Origin of the sequence: Bacillus sp. JJ1474 (genome assembly GCF_036965225.1) — a bacterium.
Classification (GTDB): domain Bacteria; phylum Bacillota; class Bacilli; order Bacillales; family Cytobacillaceae; genus Cytobacillus.
Window position 1 is genome coordinate 354 of the sequence record NZ_JBALPC010000202.1, and the last position, 18,986, is coordinate 19,339.

The 18,986-nt window shown below is 36.9% G+C and carries 20 protein-coding genes; 2 read left to right on the forward strand and 18 right to left on the reverse strand.

The annotated features are described in order from the left end of the window. Window positions 1-140 precede the first annotated feature (140 nt). Complete coding sequence (locus tag V7164_RS21495) at window positions 141-1,178, reverse strand: fatty acid desaturase (protein ID WP_335348295.1); 1,038 nt, start codon at window positions 1,176-1,178, stop codon at window positions 141-143. 130 nt (window positions 1,179-1,308) lie between these two features. Here V7164_RS21495 and V7164_RS21500 point away from each other — a divergent pair, with 130 nt between their 5' ends. Continuing rightward, window positions 1,309-1,671 (forward strand): hypothetical protein, encoded by a 363-nt coding sequence (locus V7164_RS21500; RefSeq protein WP_335348294.1) that lies wholly within the window; start codon window positions 1,309-1,311, stop codon window positions 1,669-1,671. Between the two features lie 40 nt (window positions 1,672-1,711). Here V7164_RS21500 and V7164_RS21505 read toward each other — a convergent pair whose 3' ends face one another. The 9 genes from V7164_RS21505 to V7164_RS21545 form a co-directional block, all read right to left on the reverse strand. Further along, complete coding sequence (locus tag V7164_RS21505; protein WP_438824738.1) at window positions 1,712-2,626, reverse strand: DUF1002 domain-containing protein; 915 nt, start codon at window positions 2,624-2,626, stop codon at window positions 1,712-1,714. A 127-nt stretch (window positions 2,627-2,753) separates the two neighbouring features. After that, entirely contained in the window at window positions 2,754-3,164 is a 411-nt protein-coding gene (locus tag V7164_RS21510; RefSeq protein WP_335355198.1) for a DUF1259 domain-containing protein, read from the reverse strand. 77 nt (window positions 3,165-3,241) lie between these two features. Then, window positions 3,242-3,829 carry a branched-chain amino acid aminotransferase gene (locus V7164_RS21515; protein ID WP_335348292.1) on the reverse strand — a complete coding sequence of 196 codons (588 nt, stop codon included), beginning with the start codon at window positions 3,827-3,829 and terminating at the stop codon, window positions 3,242-3,244. 2 nt (window positions 3,830-3,831) lie between these two features. Next, window positions 3,832-5,097 (reverse strand): DEAD/DEAH box helicase, encoded by a 1,266-nt coding sequence (locus tag V7164_RS21520; RefSeq protein ID WP_335355199.1) that lies wholly within the window; start codon window positions 5,095-5,097, stop codon window positions 3,832-3,834. 130 nt (window positions 5,098-5,227) lie between these two features. Next, on the reverse strand, window positions 5,228-5,737 hold the full coding sequence (locus V7164_RS21525) for a DUF3189 family protein (protein ID WP_335355200.1): 510 nt from the start codon (window positions 5,735-5,737) through the stop codon (window positions 5,228-5,230). Between the two features lie 75 nt (window positions 5,738-5,812). Continuing rightward, the gene (locus V7164_RS21530; RefSeq protein ID WP_335345430.1) at window positions 5,813-6,928 is read right to left on the reverse strand and encodes a Ger(x)C family spore germination protein; all 1,116 of its coding nucleotides are present in this window, start codon (window positions 6,926-6,928) and stop codon (window positions 5,813-5,815) included. Next, on the reverse strand, window positions 6,912-8,012 hold the full coding sequence (locus V7164_RS21535; protein WP_335345431.1) for a GerAB/ArcD/ProY family transporter: 1,101 nt from the start codon (window positions 8,010-8,012) through the stop codon (window positions 6,912-6,914). Before V7164_RS21535 ends, V7164_RS21530 begins: the two co-directional genes overlap by 17 nt. After that, window positions 8,002-9,456, reverse strand: a complete 1,455-nt coding sequence (locus V7164_RS21540) for a spore germination protein (protein WP_335345432.1) — start codon at window positions 9,454-9,456, stop codon at window positions 8,002-8,004. The genes V7164_RS21535 and V7164_RS21540 overlap by 11 nt, the downstream gene beginning before the upstream one ends. A gap of 80 nt (window positions 9,457-9,536) precedes the next feature. Continuing rightward, window positions 9,537-9,812 (reverse strand): hypothetical protein, encoded by a 276-nt coding sequence (locus tag V7164_RS21545; protein WP_335345448.1) that lies wholly within the window; start codon window positions 9,810-9,812, stop codon window positions 9,537-9,539. A 145-nt stretch (window positions 9,813-9,957) separates the two neighbouring features. Between V7164_RS21545 and V7164_RS21550 the strand changes: the two genes are divergently transcribed. After that, window positions 9,958-10,413, forward strand: coding sequence for a hypothetical protein (locus tag V7164_RS21550; protein WP_438824102.1), 456 nt, complete (start codon window positions 9,958-9,960; stop codon window positions 10,411-10,413). A 191-nt stretch (window positions 10,414-10,604) separates the two neighbouring features. Here the strand turns inward: V7164_RS21550 and V7164_RS21555 are convergent, their stop codons facing one another. The 8 genes from V7164_RS21555 to V7164_RS21590 form a co-directional block, all read right to left on the reverse strand. Continuing rightward, on the reverse strand, window positions 10,605-11,072 hold the full coding sequence (locus V7164_RS21555; protein WP_438824103.1) for a (2Fe-2S)-binding protein: 468 nt from the start codon (window positions 11,070-11,072) through the stop codon (window positions 10,605-10,607). Window positions 11,073-11,087: 15 nt separating this feature from the next. Then, entirely contained in the window at window positions 11,088-11,921 is an 834-nt protein-coding gene (locus V7164_RS21560) for an FAD binding domain-containing protein (RefSeq protein WP_335355201.1), read from the reverse strand. Beyond that, on the reverse strand, window positions 11,908-14,241 hold the full coding sequence (locus tag V7164_RS21565) for a xanthine dehydrogenase family protein molybdopterin-binding subunit (protein WP_335355202.1): 2,334 nt from the start codon (window positions 14,239-14,241) through the stop codon (window positions 11,908-11,910). Before V7164_RS21565 ends, V7164_RS21560 begins: the two co-directional genes overlap by 14 nt. A gap of 179 nt (window positions 14,242-14,420) precedes the next feature. Further along, complete coding sequence (locus V7164_RS21570; RefSeq protein WP_335345437.1) at window positions 14,421-15,131, reverse strand: ABC transporter ATP-binding protein; 711 nt, start codon at window positions 15,129-15,131, stop codon at window positions 14,421-14,423. After that, on the reverse strand, window positions 15,124-15,897 hold the full coding sequence (locus V7164_RS21575) for an ABC transporter ATP-binding protein (RefSeq protein ID WP_335345438.1): 774 nt from the start codon (window positions 15,895-15,897) through the stop codon (window positions 15,124-15,126). The genes V7164_RS21570 and V7164_RS21575 overlap by 8 nt, the downstream gene beginning before the upstream one ends. After that, window positions 15,869-16,849: a branched-chain amino acid ABC transporter permease gene (locus V7164_RS21580; protein WP_335345449.1), complete on the reverse strand. Its 981-nt coding sequence runs from the start codon at window positions 16,847-16,849 to the stop codon at window positions 15,869-15,871. The genes V7164_RS21575 and V7164_RS21580 overlap by 29 nt, the downstream gene beginning before the upstream one ends. Before the next feature lie 4 nt (window positions 16,850-16,853). Continuing rightward, window positions 16,854-17,738, reverse strand: a complete 885-nt coding sequence (locus V7164_RS21585; protein ID WP_335345439.1) for a branched-chain amino acid ABC transporter permease — start codon at window positions 17,736-17,738, stop codon at window positions 16,854-16,856. A 25-nt stretch (window positions 17,739-17,763) separates the two neighbouring features. Beyond that, on the reverse strand, window positions 17,764-18,930 hold the full coding sequence (locus tag V7164_RS21590) for an ABC transporter substrate-binding protein (RefSeq protein ID WP_335345440.1): 1,167 nt from the start codon (window positions 18,928-18,930) through the stop codon (window positions 17,764-17,766). Window positions 18,931-18,986 lie beyond the last annotated feature (56 nt).

Consider the following 18,986-nt stretch of genomic DNA (forward strand, 5'->3'; position numbering starts at 1 on the left):
GTTAAATACTTGTTTACCATACTTATACCTCAAATAAATTAATTATTTCTTCCGTATTTTGATTTTAACATAAATAAGGCAAGGTTCTCATTCAATGTGAGGCCCTTGCCTTTATTTATAGGAAGTTTTAACGAAGTTGATTATTTAATAATATTAAGCTGTTTCTCTCTTTCACTCTGTTTCTTCATGTAATAAGAAGCCTCTTTATAAGTAACAAACTTATTATTTAACTCATCCCAAAGTCGGAAGCGAAGTGATTGGATGCTTGTTTTTAATGAAACAGTTGGAACGTTCTTTAACGGTTCTGTATTTTCGTGTGCCTCCTCTAATTTATAGTTAGGCACTCTTGGACTTAAATGGTGGACATGGTGGTAGCCGATATTCCCTGTTAGCCATTGCAGCAGCTTCGGAAGCTTATAAAAAGAGCTTCCTTCAACTGCTGCTTTTACATACTCCCAATGCTCATCTGCTTCGAAATATGAATCTTCAAATGTATGCTGAACATAGAAAAGCCATATTCCAGCTGAACCCGAGATTAAGAAAATTGGCGCCTGAACTAATACAAACGATTCCCATCCAATTGCCAAGCACATTAGACTGTATAGTGCAACGATCGAAATATTTGTTAAATAAGTATTGAGCCGCTCCTTCATCCTTGCTCCTTTTCTGTTAAAGCGATTCATAATTAAAAATTGATAAATCGGGCCGAGGCCGAACATGACAAACGGATTACGGTATAATCGATAAGCTAAACGCTCCCAAAACGATGCAGAGATATATTCTTCAACTGTGAGCATCCAAATATCGCCGACCCCACGCTTATCTAAATTACTGCTTGTGGCATGATGGACAGAGTGGTCGTGCTGCCATTGGCTGAATGGAAAAATGGTAATGATCCCTGTAATCGTTCCAACAATTTTATTAGCCGTTCGATTTTTAAAGAAAGAATAGTGACAGCAATCATGAAAAATAATGAAAATCCGAACTAGGAAACCGGCAGCCACAACAGCAATCGAAAGCGTTAATAAGTAGGATACTGTTAAACTTTTATATGCTAGAAACCATAATAAGAAAAAAGGAATTAATGTATTTATCATTTGCCAAACACTGGCTTTCATATTTGCTTTTTCGTAAGGAGCTATTTGTTTTCTTAAATGAATTTGCTTTTGTTTGGTCATATTAAGTGTATCCTTTCCCTCAGTTTTTCTTATTATATATAATTGAATAGAGAATTATAAGGCATACGTGTCATGTACAAACCATGATAAATGTCATGTTTGAAAAATAATTGACAGAGGAGTTCAAGAAATGAACCGGATACTTAATAAGTTTTTACACAAAGCAAAAACAACTTTACACTCCACAACTGCTCTCGTTAAAGAAAGAATTTATGCGTTGACTGGCACTTCTTCTGCAACAGTCGTGCAGCTGGCTGATTTTATTCGAAAACACCCGGATACAAGAGTGATGAAAAAGGAGCTATTAGGGCAAACATTTTATTTTTACATTTTGGAAAAGGATGGGGTCCGGTATTCACTTGAATGCAGAAATTCGTATATCCTCCAATTGGACGTACATGCTGGAAATGAACCTATTGTAACATACCGTTCTTATAGGGATCACTATCAATTAAATACACCGATAAAGTTTCCTGAACTAACAGCAGAATAAAATAAAAATGGGCCTCCAAAAATAGAGGTCCATTTTTATTTTATGAAAATATACTTTTAATACTGTCGATTAGATTCTTAAAAAAGTCGGAAATAGCCTGCAGAAACCCTTTATCACCTACAGCATCTTCAATACGCTGCTTAATATCCTTTGAAATATCCTCGAGCTGAGATTGAACATTGTCAAAATTAATATTTAAACTGCGCATTTTTTCGAATAAATCAATAAGCAGCTGACGATCTTGTTCACTCAGTTGGATTTCCAATGTCTTTAATTGATCATTAATGATTTGTTCAATTTCTTCCTTCGTTGCTGGATTTTGGCTGGCAATCTCTTTTTTGATTTCTGTCAAAAGCTCTGTAATCTTATCTTGATCCATGCCTTCCTTTTTTGCTAATTGAGTGGCAAGATTCAGCTCTTCATTAGCAACCTCGGTGTGCTCTGTATTTAATCCTTCGCCATTTCCTTCATCATAAGCTTTATAAATACCGACTAATGCCGAGTGTCCTGAAACTTTCACTGGAGATGCCACTTCTACTACTGCATCCTGTATCCCCGCAGTTAAAAGCGCATTCGCATACATTTCATCTGTTACTTCGGTTATATTTTCGGGGGTAACTTGTTTGATGACTAGCCCTTCACCCGCTTCTTTTCGGGTGATTTTTGCGGAAGAATACATATTGGCACGCTTGTCCCCTTTAATATAGGTGACTAAATCATCTCCAGTCACCGTAATTTCAGTAACTTTACTCGTGTCATTTACGCCCAGTAATTTTCGTACCTCATCCTTTTGGGCAGAGGATAATTTTTCCCCATATACAACGATAGGGAGTCCAAATTTTTCATTGATACTTTCTTCATTGCTACCATTAGCTGCGAGTGCAATTGTTCCGAGATTAGCTGCAAATAAAAAAACGAATCCAATCATCATCCATTTCGTTAAATTCTTTAACATGTATACACTCTCCATTTAATTTTGAATTACTATAGCAATCTATCAGCTATACGATTTAATGACAAATATAGCGATGCAGAAATTTTAACACACATGATGAAAAAATTCTTGTCCTAGATATAAAGATTCATTCTTTTTGAATCGGATGACTTTTTAAAGCATGAAAGGAATAAGCAAGTTTCTTTGCAAAGTTCAGTGGTGGTTCAACGGATTGCAAATGTATGTAGAGGATGTTTGGCTTCGTAAAAATCCAATGATTGTGTAAGGCGCTGACGATAATTCCCTGTGAGACAACCGCATGCATAAAGCCTAGGGTTTCCACTTCTAAAATTGCCATTTCTGCCAGGTTTAAGGCATTTCCATTCTGATCTAATGCCTCAAATGAAAAGCCTGCTGGTACAACTGATGATGTTGGACGCCCTTGAACTGATGCTTTAAAATCGCGCTGCATTTCTACAGAACAAACACCTTTGTTAAACTTCCCTTTCCCGTTCAATATTTTTGCAAATTGATCGCATAACACCTTTATGTCATTCATATGAACCCTCCTCTTTTAGAAGATTCATATGAATGAGAATAAAAATTTATGAAATGTGTTTATTATTGAATTCTTCCTTATTGATTATGATTTTCAACCGCCTCTAAGAGCTTAAATAGAAAAAGATAAATCAGCTTGCATGCTTCGCCAATTGTCATTTCTTCTGTAAAGCCTTCCACGCCATTAAGTGCAAAATTGAAATCCCATAATCCATCGGCTTGCGAAAACAGTAAACTAAATTTTGCCTCCCCTTTTAATTCATTTGTTAAAAAGTTTTTAATGGACTTTTCATACTTCTTCTGCAGCCTTAAACCTAACATAGCTTCATATGTACTAAAGACATCATCTACTTCTATACATAACGAATCTGTACCCACTTTATTAAAACGGCTTGATTCAATGTAAATAAACTCATTTTTATGGGTATGCAAATAGTTAAGAGGCTGATCAAAAAAATCCAACGACTCTTCAGCAAGCAGTTCTTCTGTTTCCTTATTACTGCGTTCAATATAAGCTTCGTTGAATAGTGAAGCATCATTTTTTTCTGTTACAATCAAATCTTCAGTAATCAGTTGCTGTTTCTTGGCATAGTCTATTTCTTCCTTAAATAAGACTATATTTGGCTGTTCTTTTAACATAAATTCTTTAAATTTTGATTTTAGCATGTTCACGTTCTCCTTTGTTTCATAGTTGGACGTTTCTTTTTGGAAGGCTTCCCTTTGAATGGTTTTGGCTCCATTATTGCTTTTGAATTGTGTTTTTTTGATTTTGTGGATTGTTTAGTTTTCGAACGATTTATATCCTCATCCTTTTTATCCGTATTGCCTATATTTTGTTTTTTAATTGTAATGTTAAGCTCTTTTTCAATGAGATCAAGAGTTCCTCTATCTGCTGATGAGTATAGCGTAATGGCCATACCATCCATTCCTGCCCTTCCGGTTCTGCCAATCCGATGAACATAGCTCTCGGAATCCTGAGGAATATCATAATTAATTACATGGGTCACACCATCAACATCAAGACCTCGTGATGCGACATCCGTTGCAATGAGGAATTGAGTTTTTGCATCCCTAAAGCGTTTCATGGCTTGCTCCCGTTTTGCTTGTGAAATATCGCCATGTAGTTCGTCACAGTTATACCCTTTTGATTTGAGCTCTTCAAATAGCTTGCTGACCCTTCTTTTCGTTCGGCAAAAAATAACGGCTAAGTATGGTCGATGAGTTTCAATTAGTTGAATAAGTGTTCCTTGTTTCGCGCGGTCAGTTGTGTGAATGGCCACTTGTTTAATATTTTTTGCTGGACCTTGTCTTTTCTCTATTTGGATGTATTTTGGATCCCTCATATACTTTTTAGCGAGCTTCCTAATTTCTGCTGGTACGGTCGCTGAGAATAACATTGTTTGACGTTCAGCAGAGGTTTCCTTAATAATGTCCTCCACTTCATTTAGAAAACCGATATGAAGCATTTGATCAGCTTCATCGAGAACGAGATAAGAAACATTAGATAATTGCACGGTATCCCTTCTAATATGGTCTAATAATCGCCCTGGTGTACCAACCACAATTTGAACATTTTTCTTAAGCTTTTTCAGCTGTTTGTCCACATCTTGCCCGCCGTATACCGCTAAAACTTCTACCCCATCTATTTTTGAAATTATTTTCTCAATTTCATCTGTAATTTGCAGTGCCAATTCCCTTGTGGGTGTAACAATTAATGCTTGAATAGTTGAGGAGTATGGTTCAATCTTTTCAATGATTGGCAATATAAAGGCAAGCGTTTTCCCCGATCCCGTTTCGGACTGAGCAATGATATCGTTTCCTTCTAATGCAAAAGGAATCGCTTGTTCTTGTATAAGTGTTGGATTAGTGATACCGTATTGTTGTAATGTTTCGAATAAACCTTTCGAAATACCTAATGACATAAATTTAGGCAAAGTATTCCCTACTTTCTAAACTGCTCGTGGAATTATTATCTTTTTCATTTTGCTCGTTTTTCTTAGGAATAGCAAACAAAAAAACAGACATTCAAAATTATAGTCTGTTTTTCTTCTGGAATTTGTTATTTTACGCCTGAAAGTTCTTATTTTCAATTACAGTTACCTTGGAATGAGTGCTGCTTCCAATTTGTTTAGTAGTCTCTACTAGCTTATGGATATTTAGACACGATTTCTTTGCTCCAGCGACTAATAAGGGTACACCAATAAAGTCGATTTTTAACCCTCTTGAAAAAAAACCTCCCATTGTCATAGCAAAAGGTACTGTTGGTGACGTGTTAGAAAAAATAATTTTTTCATCTATTTGAAACCGTTCCTCGAGTAATTGACAAAGATTTTTTAAGGCAGGAAGAACAAGCTTAGACGATCTTCTTCCTAAAGTATAAACAAAATGTCCATCTTCATCTTTACCATGAAAAATAATCTTTCCAGCATCCGATTTATTAAGCTTATTAAAATACTGAACATTTAAAATTTCTTCCCTAGTTAGCACCCGATTTGTCGGAAGCTTTTGTAAATGGTAGGATGCAGCAAGTGATGTAGTATGTGTGCCGCCGAAATCATTATATACATAGATCATTTTGATCATCCTTCTAATAAGTCCTGCTGTTATTATTTCCATGTAATATGTAAATATTCCAAGTCTGCTCATTAACTAATTAATTATCCCCTTTTGGATGATTTTTACTTTCACATCTGTGTTAAAAGTTATAGTTGGATACACTGAGTGCCAATCAAGCTTTTTCCATATTTTATGATGCAGAGCGATCATTCTTCTCCCAATACCTAACCCGTCACAATTTGCTTCTTGCAGCTGTTGTGTTACTTTTTGTGCTTGGTCAGTCAGCTTTTTTGAGAGAATGCTATTAAGCTTATGAATTTCCTTTTGTGAATCCAAAACATCTTGTGGATATTCTACTACTTTTGCTTTTAATTCAAGGCTTAAATGAACTTGAATAGCAGAAGGGTTCTTCGCTTCAATCGATAAATTTCTATTTACGTCTGAAATATCAATCGTAATAAAATCTTTAATACTTTCCGTATCGTTGACCTTCATAGTTAGTCTCGCTAATTTAGAAAGATTGCCCTTTAACAGTTGAAATAGGATCGAGTCGTCCTTATTTAAATCCATTCCTGAGTAATTTTTGCCGTCAAACAATGCAGCGCCCATTACTTTGGCAGTCTTATGATCAATACGATGAATGACTGGAACAGTTATATCTTGGCCTGGATCTAAGATGATTGTGCCAATCGATTGGATATCGTTATTTTTCAACATAGTCGCCTCTTCGGCACTTGTTAATAAATCTGAAAGATATTCACCTACTAATAAATCAGTTTCACTCCCTAATTTTATGACTTCTTTAGCTTTTCCTTTTACTACTGCTACCTTGGCATTTAAAGCACTTTTGGGATCTCGATAGAAAACGTCTAGAGTCGAGTAGAACTCTTTTCTTGCAAGCTTTTCTCCAACTAGAAGAACCTGTAATTTGGATGCATCGATTTTTTTTGACACTTCCAGATCAATTAAGTCACGTGCTCCACGAGGTGTACGATTAATTTCTGTAAATGTTTCGGTTTTGGCCTTCTGCACACCCGTCACTTCGGAGCCTTGTAAAGCTCGAATGGATACAGTAGTTGAAATTTTATCGTTATCTTCCATATCAAATGCAGAACTGTTAATCAAGCTTACATCCTTTAATAAATTTTGATCCCAGCAGCCTGATAACAAAGGAATTGAAAGGAATAATACACTAATTATCTTTCGCATGCTGCTGCCCCTTTCTGCTAAATAGAACAAACGGTAAAAGGACCAATGGAATGGAAATAATCATATATCCTGCATATGAAGCATACTTACTAAATTGATTCATTGACTGTTCAGTATCTAATGGCAATAGTGCCGCGAAAAAAATGATCGCTAATATAATGAATGTATTTTTAGAAGTTTTTTCGCTGTTAAAGATGCCTTTTATACATTCAGCACCCCAGAAGACATAGGAAACAAAAGACGTGAAAACCAAAACAATCCATAAAGATAAAAAGAGAAGATCCGTCCGCTCAATAATTTTAAATGAGAAGGCTTTTATTAAATAAAGTAATGGTTCTGGTATTAATAGGATGTCAGCAGGACTGAAAAACAAGAAGCAAGCGATAGTTGTTAATAAGTAGAATAATGTCACGACTATGTTTGAAGCCGTAATGAATTTAATTTTTAACTCTAAAGTTCCTGAAGTAATAGCAGTTAAAAACATGATAATTTCAAATCCAAGCAGAGCAATAATGACATCTTTCGTGCCAAATAAAATGTCCTTCCAGCCAGAGCTTCCAATTGGCAGTATATAATAAATATTTGCATCCTTAAGCGAATAAATGATTAATGCTATAAAGATAAATAGAAACAGAGATACGATTACATAAAATCTTGCAATAACCCGTATTTCTTCTTTCGCCAAAAAATAACAACATACAACCATGATTAAGGAAAGGATCCAGTTAGGTGTTTCCGGTAAAACCCATCTATCAAGCATTCTTGTATATAAATTAAGAATCAGGACACTTACAATAATTGAATAAAGCAAAAGTCCAATTTCGAATATTATCTTCATTTTTTTCCCGAATATTAGCTCTACAATTTCTTTTATTTTTTTATTTGGGAATTTTTTCATAATAAAATAATATAGCATAATAAAAATTTGAACAACGATGCCGCCGAGGAAAAGCGAGATCCAGCCATCAATTTTAGATGCCTTAGCCATCGTATTTGGTAAAGAAAAAATACCCACTCCTATTTGGGTTTGAATAATTATAAAGAAAAGCTGGGCAGGCGATATCTTCTTTGTTTTATTTTTCATCTTTGTCCCAGCCTCTGACCCAATTAATTTTTTTCTGTCTATTTGTCATAGTGTCTTGAGGGCGATTTTTCATTAACCATAAAGGCAACCGAACAAAGGAATCCTTTAGTCCATTAACTCTAAACGGGGCAACTGGATAAAAATATGGTACACCGAATGATTCTTGCTTACATAGTTTTATCAGAATTAATATAAAACCGAACACTAAGCCAATGAATCCAAATGTTGCTGAAATAAGCATAAGTGGAAACCTTAATAACCTCACAGCTGCACTTAGTTCATTCGATGGGACGACAAAAGATGAAATGGCAGTTATCGCAACAACAACAATCATTATGTTAGATACGATTCCTGCTTTTACTACAGCATCACCGATGACTAATCCACCAACAATGCCAATGGTTTGGCTAATAGGAGTAGGCAGCCTAATTCCTGCCTCACGAATTAATTCAATTGTTAACTCCATAATAAAAGCTTCCATGATGGGTGGATATGGTATATCTTCAACTGCATTTTGCATAGGAATTATTAACTCATTTGGCAATACTTCCAAATGAAAGGAAACCACTCCAATATAAATAGATGGGAAAGTGATGGCAATTACAAAGCTGATCATTCTTAATAATCGAATAAAGGTAGCCGTAGTCCACCTGCTATTATAATCATCAGGTGATTGATAAAAAGAGAAAAAAGTTACGGGAACAATTAAAGCAGCAGGACTTCCTTCTGTCATAATGGCGATTCGGCCATCCATGATGTTGTCCCCAACACGATCAGGTCTTTCTGTGTACAATATTTGCGGAAATACAGTGAACGGATCGTCCTCAATAAATTCCTCAATAAAGCCTGGGCTAATGATTACATCTGTCTCGATATTCATATAAGAAAGTCTTCTCTTTACTTCCGTTAATATCTCCTGATTGACAATATCATTTCGATAAATAATAGCTGTTCTCGTCTTTGTTTTCGTTCCCAGTTCTATTAAATGTACAACTAAATCTCTATTATTTATAAGTGTTCTAATCATATGAAGATTAGTATTTAATCTTTCGACAAATCCTTCATGGGCACCTCGAACAATTAATTCGGACTTTGGCTCTTCAATCGATCTTTGTACAGGCTCCATCATACTTACTAGGAATATTTCATCCTTCGTTGCAGTTAGGATCCCGATATGGCCGCTTAGAAGCATATCTACAGCTATTTGAAAGTCTTTTGTTTGAATCCTTTTAATATTATGCAGATATTCTTGAAAAAGAAAACCCTCAAGTCTTGTCAATAAAGGGATGAATGTTTCTGTTAATTTCTCGTTTGAGACTAAACTTGAAAAAAACAAAATATCAATTGTCGAATCCTTGACATACAGAGTTTTAAATGAAAAATCACTTGATTCGATAAATGTTTCTTTTATCTGATCCATTAGATTGTTTCTGTGTCCACGCATTTATATCCCTGCCAAACAAATTCAAATTTTATTTTCATTAAATTATTCGTTATCATGGCTTGTCCTTTTAAAAATGAAATCTATTTGTTTTTCCTAAAGGCTATTAATGAAGTTTTTAAGGAAGCGTAGCTTCCAATTGCAGCATATCCATAAAAATACCCCATAAATAGGCCAGCAAGAAGATTATTTTTATGGCTAATAAAAATGGAAATTCCGAAACCAAGTAAAATGGCAATCAAAGGAACAAACTTTTTCGGCGTTTTAAAAAAAATCTTGATTAGCTGCGTGATTATGATAATTGAAGGAATTGCTATGACCGCATCCCAAAAATTCGTGTGAATTGTAGGAAAATCGATTGATACCACCACCTTATCCATAAGTTCTCCTTTTATTTCCTATTTATACAGAAGGTGAAATTCACAGCAACATGATGCATTTACGCTAATACTTTTCATAATAATTAACATTTAGGTAAAGTTTGAATAAAATACTTGGGAGGGTGTGGGCACATTGCAAAATAAATCAAAACTTCAAAAAGATCTTCAACTCATCGCTTCCCTCCAACGGGATCTTAATTTAGTTACTGCTTTTTTATTATTGACTGGTCAAATTACACTTGTTGGTGTTTTCGTTAACCCAGGAGAATTTAGTCTTTCTTTAAGTGGTCCAATATTTGGAAGGGCTCGCTTGGAAAGTAAATTTCGTGATGAGCCATTTGTAAATACGATAATAGACGTTGTTGATGTCATTGTTGCAGTTCTTTTAATTATTGATGAGATTCGGATTGTTGGTGTGTTCATAGGTTCAAACAGGTTCTCAATTGTCGTAAGTGGTCCGATTTTCGGATCGCCGAAACATGAACCTACACTGCCATGCTTAAAACGGGAATATAAATTTTACAAAAAAATAGTAACGAAGTATTTTTTTGTTGATCCAACAATTTTTAGAAACATTTGAAGGGAATGGTGGGTATGCCGTTAACTGATTTACCTGTAATCAGGCTTTCAGAGGGTGGAAGATTTCTCCTTGTCCTCTCTATCGTTATTTTCATCTTCTTTTTTACACAGCAAAAAGAATCAGACTTACAATAATGAAAGGCATGGCTATGAACATCTCTTCCATAGCCATGCCTTTTAATTTTTATTTCTTTATTCATTTCTATTATTATGTTCTATGACAGACAAAAGAGCTTTTTCAATTTCCTCATAGCTTGTGCACCGGCAAATATTAGAAGAAAGCCATTCCTTAATGGTTTCCTTTGAAGGATTCTGATCTTTTGAAATCAATGCTTGGCAATTCATTATGAAACCAGGAGTACAATACCCGCACTGAAAAGCAAAGTGTTCAATAAATGCATGTTGGATGGGGGTATTTTTCAACCCTTCAATCGTTGTTATTTTCTTTCCTGCTGCTTCGATAGCTAGGATGATACATGATTTATATGGAAGTCCGTCTATCATAACTGTACATGCACCACAATCTCCATTTAGACAGCCTGGTTTTGTACCTGTCAGTCCTAATTGAAGTCGGAGAATACTTAATAAGGTACTAAATGGTCTTATTTCTACTTGATAGATTTCATCATTTATATTAAGAGCAACATTAAATCGGTTAATTGGTGAGATATCCACTTATTTCTCCTCCAACTCTATTAGAATATCCATCAATGTATTTTTAAAAACAAATAATCGATATTCTTTTGACCCTTCAATATCATGTAGTATTGGGCTTGGCAAATACTTAATAGAATTATCGATTCTCTCATTTATCGACACTTGCTGATTATTCAATTCTCTTTCAACCTCTAATGAACGAAATGGAAAAGGGCATAAACCGCTAAATGCAACTCTTACATGATCATCCTTTTTAAGTGCTGCAAAGGTTATTAATGGATATCCTGTCTCCCATTGCTGCCTTTTTTTGATAGAAAGATGAGGCAATTCCAAATAACTTTTCTCAGTTATTAATTGAACGAGAAGCTGGCCTTCCGAAAGATTAAGAGTTTGGTTAAAAACCATATGAATAGGGAGACTTTTCACTCCGTCCTGTCCAGCTATAACACATAGGCTATCCGTTAATAGAAATGGCAAAACGGCTTCTCGATAAAAAATTTGCCCACAAATATTTCCGCCTAAAGTAATTTTATTTCGAGCTGTGTAATCCGCCACACCTTGAGAGGTCTTACTCAATAATGGAAAAAAGTTTTTTTCTTCTAGAAAAGTTAAGGTAAGTGCCGCCCCAGTGATTAAAAAATTTGCATCCAATTCGTGAGTCATGCATTCGGGTATTCCTTTTATATCAATGACTGCCCCCGTATGAATGAGATTTAATCTTCGGAATGTGATAATTTCTGTGCCTCCGGAATAATATATGGGCTGTTTATTTTCATGCTTTAATTGATAAAACAATTCAACGGCTTCCTTCAAGCTCTTTGGTTTATAGTATTCAATATCAGTTTGTACCACCGGCAGCACCCCCTTCTTTCATCCTCCAAAGTAATTCAGGAATTAAAGGTAAATAGTTTATCGGAGTTGAAAGTGCTGCAGATAGACTATTTCCAAGTGCGGCAGGCATTCCAATTAATCCATGCTCGCCAACTCCTCGTGCTCCAAATGGTGCATCAATTTGCGGAGTTTCAACAAAATCTACAATGTATTCAGGATGCTCTCCGAATCGGATGGGACGATACGTTCTGAATTGATGGTTAAGCACTCTCCCAATTGAATCAAAAACAAACGTTTCCCTGCCGCCAAAGGAAAGTCCCATGCTCATCGCACCCTTCACCTGTCCTAAAGCAGTTTCTCGATTTAATACCTTCCCAACATCAATGACAGATACGGCTTTCAAAATTTTGTAAGTATAATTGCTCATATCCATCTCAACTTCAACACCTTGTGCTCCAACGGTCCATTCTGGTCCAGGCTTCCCTGCAGTTGTTTCTTTGTCCAAATAGGAAATATGTCTTAATGTATAAGTGCCGCGTCCAATGATTTGTCCGCCAATCGTATTTCCATTTGGAAATTTGTAGCCGTATGCTATTTCTTTAATTGGAATCCTTATACTAGGATCATCACGCAGATAAACAAATCCGTAACCAACCTCCAAATCCTCTACGGGGGATCGCAACAGAAATACAGCAAGTCTTTTTAATTGGCTGATGACATCATCAGCTGCCTCTACTAGTGCTCTTCCAGCCATAAATGTTCCTCGGCTTGCAACCGTCTTCCAGTGCTCTGGCGTACTTTGGGTGTTGACAGTCATTTGGACATGAATGTCTTTCATTTCCATTTTCATTATTTCTGCAAGCATTTGCGCTAATACGGTTTTTGTCCCTGTTCCGATCTCGACTACCCCAGAAATTAAATTAATTGTTCCATCTTGATTAAAGGTTAAAATTACTCCTGAGCTTGCATCCGTATCTATGGTGGATGTTTTCCATATACAGCTAATTCCTTTTGCTCTTATTTTATTTGTCCCAGTTTCAATGATTTGCCCTTCATCCCAATGAATTAATTCTTTTAATCTAGAAATGCATTTTGGAAGATTACCAACATTGCTAGAATTTAAGAGGACTTGTGTTGGGGTTGTATGACCTGGCAAGATCGCATTCCGGCTTCGTAATTCTAGTGGGTCCATATTAAGTTTTTTTGCTAACATATCCATCGTTCTTTCGAAAGCAAAATGGACTTCGGGATGTCCGAATCCTCGGAATGGAGAAGCATACGGATGATTCGTATACATGCATAAGGAATCGCACCAAATATGGTTAATATTGTAGGGGCCAGTACAGTCAACTGCCCCGGCTCTGCTAAGATCGGCAGATTTGTCTGCATATGCCCCGCCATCAAATAAGTAAAGGATCTCAGCCACTTTTAGAGTCCCATCCTCTGTACAGCCCAGTTTTACAGTAGCATCAAGACCGATATGGCAAGGGGATGTAAGAATATCCTGCTCCCTGCTATTTAATATTTTTACTAATCTGCCCCCTACTGCCTTTGAAGCGATATAGCATAGGATTTCAAGCTGAATAGATGCCTTGCCTCCAAACGCTCCGCCTACTATTGGCGTATTAACGATGATTTTTCCATTATCAATACCGAAATATTCTCCTATCATTCTTTTGATCATAAATGGGGCTTGGGATGAGGATGTTATTTCAATTTCGCCATTACCGTGAATTTGGGCGTATGAACATCTCGTTTCCATTGCAACATGATCAGATGGGCGGAAAGAAAATGTGCCTTCGACGGATACAGTACTTTCACCCCACCCCTGTGAAATATTTCCTTTTCGTACTTTCGTCCGGTTGGCGACATTTGTACCAGGTTCAGGATAGGCACTTGGGATTTTTTCGTATTGTCCTAGGTTTTCATGAAGGATGGGTGCATGAGGCTCTAGTGCTTCGGTTGGGGAATTTACGACTGGCATCGGCTCATATTGAACTGTTATGGCTTCTGCTGCATGGATAGCAATAAAGGGGGAATCAGCAACAACTAATGCAACTACTTCTCCATGATATCGAACTCGATCAACAGCAATTGGCGGTCTATCTCGAATTTCTTCACCGGTAAGCGGAAAGCCATCACCTAATATGACTGCTCGGACCCCTGGAATTTTCTTTGCTTCGGAAGTATTAATCGCTTTAATCTTTGCATGGGCGTAAGGACTGATTATCATTTTGGCGTGCAGCATATCATTCCTTTCCATATCATTTGTATATTTTGCTTTACCAGTTACTTTCTCATAGGAATCTTTCCGATAAAAACCTTTTCCGATTATTTCCATAATCTATTCATTCCCTTCACTATCCGAAAATTTACTGAAGAGTTTATTTTCCTAGTCACGGTATTAAATTTATGAAACGAGTGAAGAAAAGATGTTACTCCTCTGTAATAAAGCTTCATTTAATTAAAAAGACAGGCATAATAAAAGACCCCGATACATATCGGAGTCTCTGATAATTATTAACTTGATTTCTTACCAAGGTATGCTTCAACAACACGCGGGTCTGCCAAAAGATCAGAAGCTTTGCCGTTGATGATGATTTTCCCGGTTTCCATGACATACCCATAGTCAGCAATTTTCAATGCTTGCTTGGCATTTTGTTCAACAAGCAGAACAGTAGTTCCCTCGTCTTTAATTTCTTTAATAATTTTAAATATATCCGCTACAATTAATGGAGCAAGACCCATCGAAGGCTCATCAAGAAGAAGCAGCTTTGGCCGTGAAAGTAAGGCGCGTGCGATCGCCAGCATCTGCTGCTGCCCGCCGGAAAGTGTTCCGCCTAGCTGGTCCTTTCTTTCTCGTAAAATCGGAAAATGATCCATAACATTTTCAATATCCTTTACGATTTCATGATCCTTTCGCTGGTAAGCTCCCATTTCAAGGTTTTCCATTACAGACATGCTGCCAAGAATGGCTCTGCCTTCAGGAACAAGGGATATTCCTTTCATTAAAAGTTGGTCAGGTCTTAAGCCAGTCACATCCTCACCCAGAAACTCAATTTTTCCAGATTGAGGCTTTAATAACCCGGCAATCGTTTTCATTGTCGTTGTTTTCCCTGCTCCGTTTGCTCCGAGCAATGTAACAATTTTCCCCTGCTCTACTTCTAAATTAATTCCCTTTAATGCTTGTATTTTTCCATAAAACGTTTCAATATTAGTAACTTTAAGCACTTTCTTCATCCTCCTCTGATCCGAGGTAGGCTTCGATTACCGCTTCATTATTTTGTATTTCTAACGGTGTCCCCTCTGCCAGCTTTTTCCCGAAATTCAAAACCATGATTCGATCGCAAAGCTTCATAACAAGCGGCATATCATGTTCGATAATTAGAACCGTTATTCCCATTGATTGAACCGTTTTAATTAAATCGAAAAGGCTCGCTGTTTCAGTTTCATTCATTCCAGCAGCTGGTTCGTCCAATAGCAGCAGCTTTGGATTACTGGCTAAGGCACGGGCAATTTCAAGTCTTCTTTGTTGACCATAAGCTAAATTTTCAGCGTCTGTTTCGATCTCATCTGTTAAACCAACCAAATCCAGCAATTCTTTAGCTTTTTCACGCAGTTGTCTTTCCTCGTTTTTCTGGGACTTTGTCCGCAGAACGCTGCTAAAAACTCCCGATTTGATTCGGCAATGCCCGCCGACCATCACATTTTCTAAAGCAGTCATTTGCGGAAAAAGACGGATATTTTGAAACGTTCGACAGATTCCTTTTTCAGTTATTAAATGCGGCTTTATTCCAGTGATCGTTTCCCCCGTAAAGGTTATTTCCCCAGAAGTTGGAGGAAAAAGGTTCGTAATCATATTAAACATAGTTGTTTTTCCAGCTCCGTTTGGACCGATTAAACCAAATATCTCGCCTTCCTTAACAGTGAAGGTAACATCAGTTAATGCTGAAATACCGCCAAAATTTTTAGAGATGTTTTTGATTTCCAGAACCATGTTCAATCCCCCTTTTTGGCCGTTTTAACTTTTGAAACCAATTTAATACGTTATTATCGATAATTCCTTGTGGACGGAACGCCATCATTAAAATTAGTATTAACCCGTAAATCATGTAGCGATATTCACTAATAAATCTCAAAACCTCAGGCATTAAGGTCATAAAGGTGGCTCCGAAAATGGCCCCGACAATTACCTCGCTGCCGCCAAACACGGCAAAAATAAGAATTTCAACCGCACGATGGTATGAAAAATCAGCCGGACTAATATACGCCATAACGTGAGCAAATAATGCACCTGCAAAGCCTGATATAACGGCACCTTGGACAAATGCCAATACTTTATAGTAAGTAATATTAATACCCATTGATTCTGCTGCTTTTTCATCCATTTTAATAGAGGCAAATGCACGGCCAACTCTGGAATGATTCTGCCTAATTATAAACCAGACTACGAGAATATTTATAATTAATAGAATGACAAAAACAACTAAGAAAACAAATTGATTACTCTTCAAGCCTAAGATAGCGGGGTCAAATCCAGCATCCTTTAATACTCTAAAAACTTCACGGCCAATTTGAGGAATTCCAGAAATTCCAACGGCACCCTTTGTTACGGATTCCCAGTTAACAAAGAATACACGGATTACTTCCCCAAATCCTAAAGTAGCAATAGCTAAATATACTCCTTGAAGACGAAGTGATGGGATTCCAACTACAAGTCCAAATAATCCGGCAACAAGCGCCCCTGCAATAACACCGATGAAAATCGGAACATCAAAATTAAGTGTCAGCAAAGCAGAAGTATAAGCGCCAATCCCCATAAAGCCTGCATTCCCAAGAGATAACTGTCCTGATGAAAGAGTGACATAAATACTAAGCCCGAGAATAATATTAATTAGAATAAAGGAACCTACTTGTAAATAATATGGATTGATTAATTCTCCTAGCATCATGTCACCTCCCTGCTGCTGTTGTCTTTTGGCCGAACAAGCCTTGAGGCCGTAGTAATAGGATAAAGATGATCGTAATAAATGCGATTGCATCACGATAGCCAGAATCTCCATACGCGACAACTAATGTTTCAGATAGTCCGAGCAATAGCCCGCCAGCCATTGCACCTTTTACATTTCCCATACCACCTAAAATGATGATCGCGAGACCCTTTAAGCCCATTGATAACCCCATTTGCGGATTGACAGAGTTAAAGGCCATCCCAACAAGGATTCCTGCAATTCCACCCATGGCAGAAGCAATAACGACTGTCATAATGATAATTCTTTTCGTATTAACTCCAAGTATGCTGGCAGTCTCAATATTTTCTGCAGTTGCCCGAAGAGCTTTTCCAGCTTTTGTTTTTAATAGCCAATAAGATAGTACCATCATCAAAATAACAGAAATAACAAAAATCAAAATTTGAACTAAATAAATGGTGATGGAACCAATTTGAAAGTTAATTTCAGAAAAGGCATTTTTGAAAGGATGATTTCCAGCACCAAAAAGGTGATGTGATAAATTCTCTAGTAAAATAGATGCTCCGATTGTACTAATTAAAGGAGCAAGGTGAGAAACACCTTGCTTTCCCCTTAATGGACGCAGTGCAAATCGTTCAAGCATATAACCTAGTATAGCTGTTACAATAATTGCCGCTAAAAATGCCACCCATATTGGCAATCCTAATGTACTTGTAACAATTACTCCGATAAAGGCTCCAAACATAAATATTTCGCCATGTGCCATATTAATGATGCCTAAAACACCAAAAACAAGAGTAAAACCTAGGGCGACGATGGCATAGATGCTTCCCAATGTAATTCCGTTAATAAGCTGCTCTAGTAGCAAAACATCTCACCCTTTGCCTCAAAAATTATTCAAAGATTTTGAACTTTTTATCTTCAATGATTAATACAGTCGGTTCCATGACAACGTCACCGTCTTTGTCAAATGAGAACTTTCCTAAAATACCTTCTAAGTCTTTAATTTCAAGAAGGGCATCCTTTAGCTTATCGCGATCTGCTTCTCCAGCATTTTTTAATGCCTCTGCCATTATGTAAAGTGCGTCATATGCTTGTGCAGCAAATTGGTCAGGCTTCTTTTTGTATTCTGCTTCGAACTTTTCGTTAAAGCCTTGTACTTTAGGATCGTCTTTTTCCCCAAACCATGGAGTTGCAACGATAAGCCCGTTAGAAGCATCGCCAGCAATCTCAATAACCTGTGGAGAGTTAAACCCATTTCCGCCAACAAAAGGAACATCAATTCCCATTTTTCTAGCTTGGTCCATGATGACAGCACCTTCATTATAAAGTGCTGATGCCAAGATTAAGTCAGGATTTTGACCTTTAATTTTTGTTAATTGTGCATTGTAATCAGCTTGTCCTTTTTGGAACGTTTCAATGGTCGTAATTTCAAGACCCATGTCTTTTGCTACTTTTTCCATTGTGTCAAAACCGGACTTTGTGAACACATCGTCATTTCCGTAAAGGATTGCAACCTTTTTTGCACCGTATTTATCTACTGCTTTTTGAATTGAGGCAGGGATTGCTAGTGCTTCAGGGATGGAGTTTCTGAATACATATTCTCCAATTTGTGGAATTCCTTCAGCAGTAGTCGAAGTACCCATAATTGGAATACCATTCAAGTCAGCCTCAGGACCTACTACATTCATTTCTGTACTTAAAGTTGGTCCTAATAGTGCAACAATGCTATCATCGCTCATTAGCTTTTGTGCGGCAGATAAAGCTTGTTCCTGCTTGCCTGCAGAATCTTCAATAACTAAATCAATTTTAACTTCGCCTTTTTCGTTAATTTCTTTCTGGGCTAATTTGAATCCGCTTGTTATGGCTTCCCCATAAGCAGCACCAGGTCCTGTCATATAGGAAATAACGCCAATTTTTGCTTCTACTGGGCCTCCGCCTCCATCTTTAGAAGGTTCACTATCACCTGCTGTATCTGTGCTTTTGCCGCTGCATGCTGATAATAAAACTAGCATGAGTACGGCCATTGCTAGAAAAGGCTTTCTAATTGCTTTTCTCATTTTTTTCTTTTCCCCCTATTTTCTGAAAATATTAAAAACATATCTCTATTAAATAC

Coding starts and splice junctions, on each gene's coding strand:
- V7164_RS21540 (WP_335345432.1), bottom strand. CDS start 9,456: ATGCGTGGACACAGAAACAATCTAATGGATCAGATAAAAGAAACATTT.
- V7164_RS21535 (WP_335345431.1), bottom strand. CDS start 8,012: ATGAAAAATAAAACAAAGAAGATATCGCCTGCCCAGCTTTTCTTTATA.
- V7164_RS21565 (WP_335355202.1), bottom strand. CDS start 14,241: ATGGAAATAATCGGAAAAGGTTTTTATCGGAAAGATTCCTATGAGAAA.
- V7164_RS21580 (WP_335345449.1), bottom strand. CDS start 16,849: ATGCTAGGAGAATTAATCAATCCATATTATTTACAAGTAGGTTCCTTT.
- V7164_RS21505 (WP_438824738.1), bottom strand. CDS start 2,626: ATGTTAAAGAATTTAACGAAATGGATGATGATTGGATTCGTTTTTTTA.
- V7164_RS21515 (WP_335348292.1), bottom strand. CDS start 3,829: ATGCTAAAATCAAAATTTAAAGAATTTATGTTAAAAGAACAGCCAAAT.
- V7164_RS21500 (WP_335348294.1), top strand. CDS start 1,309: ATGAACCGGATACTTAATAAGTTTTTACACAAAGCAAAAACAACTTTA.
- V7164_RS21495 (WP_335348295.1), bottom strand. CDS start 1,178: ATGACCAAACAAAAGCAAATTCATTTAAGAAAACAAATAGCTCCTTAC.
- V7164_RS21530 (WP_335345430.1), bottom strand. CDS start 6,928: ATGCGAAAGATAATTAGTGTATTATTCCTTTCAATTCCTTTGTTATCA.
- V7164_RS21510 (WP_335355198.1), bottom strand. CDS start 3,164: ATGAATGACATAAAGGTGTTATGCGATCAATTTGCAAAAATATTGAAC.
- V7164_RS21575 (WP_335345438.1), bottom strand. CDS start 15,897: ATGGTTCTGGAAATCAAAAACATCTCTAAAAATTTTGGCGGTATTTCA.
- V7164_RS21590 (WP_335345440.1), bottom strand. CDS start 18,930: ATGAGAAAAGCAATTAGAAAGCCTTTTCTAGCAATGGCCGTACTCATG.
- V7164_RS21525 (WP_335355200.1), bottom strand. CDS start 5,737: ATGATCTATGTATATAATGATTTCGGCGGCACACATACTACATCACTT.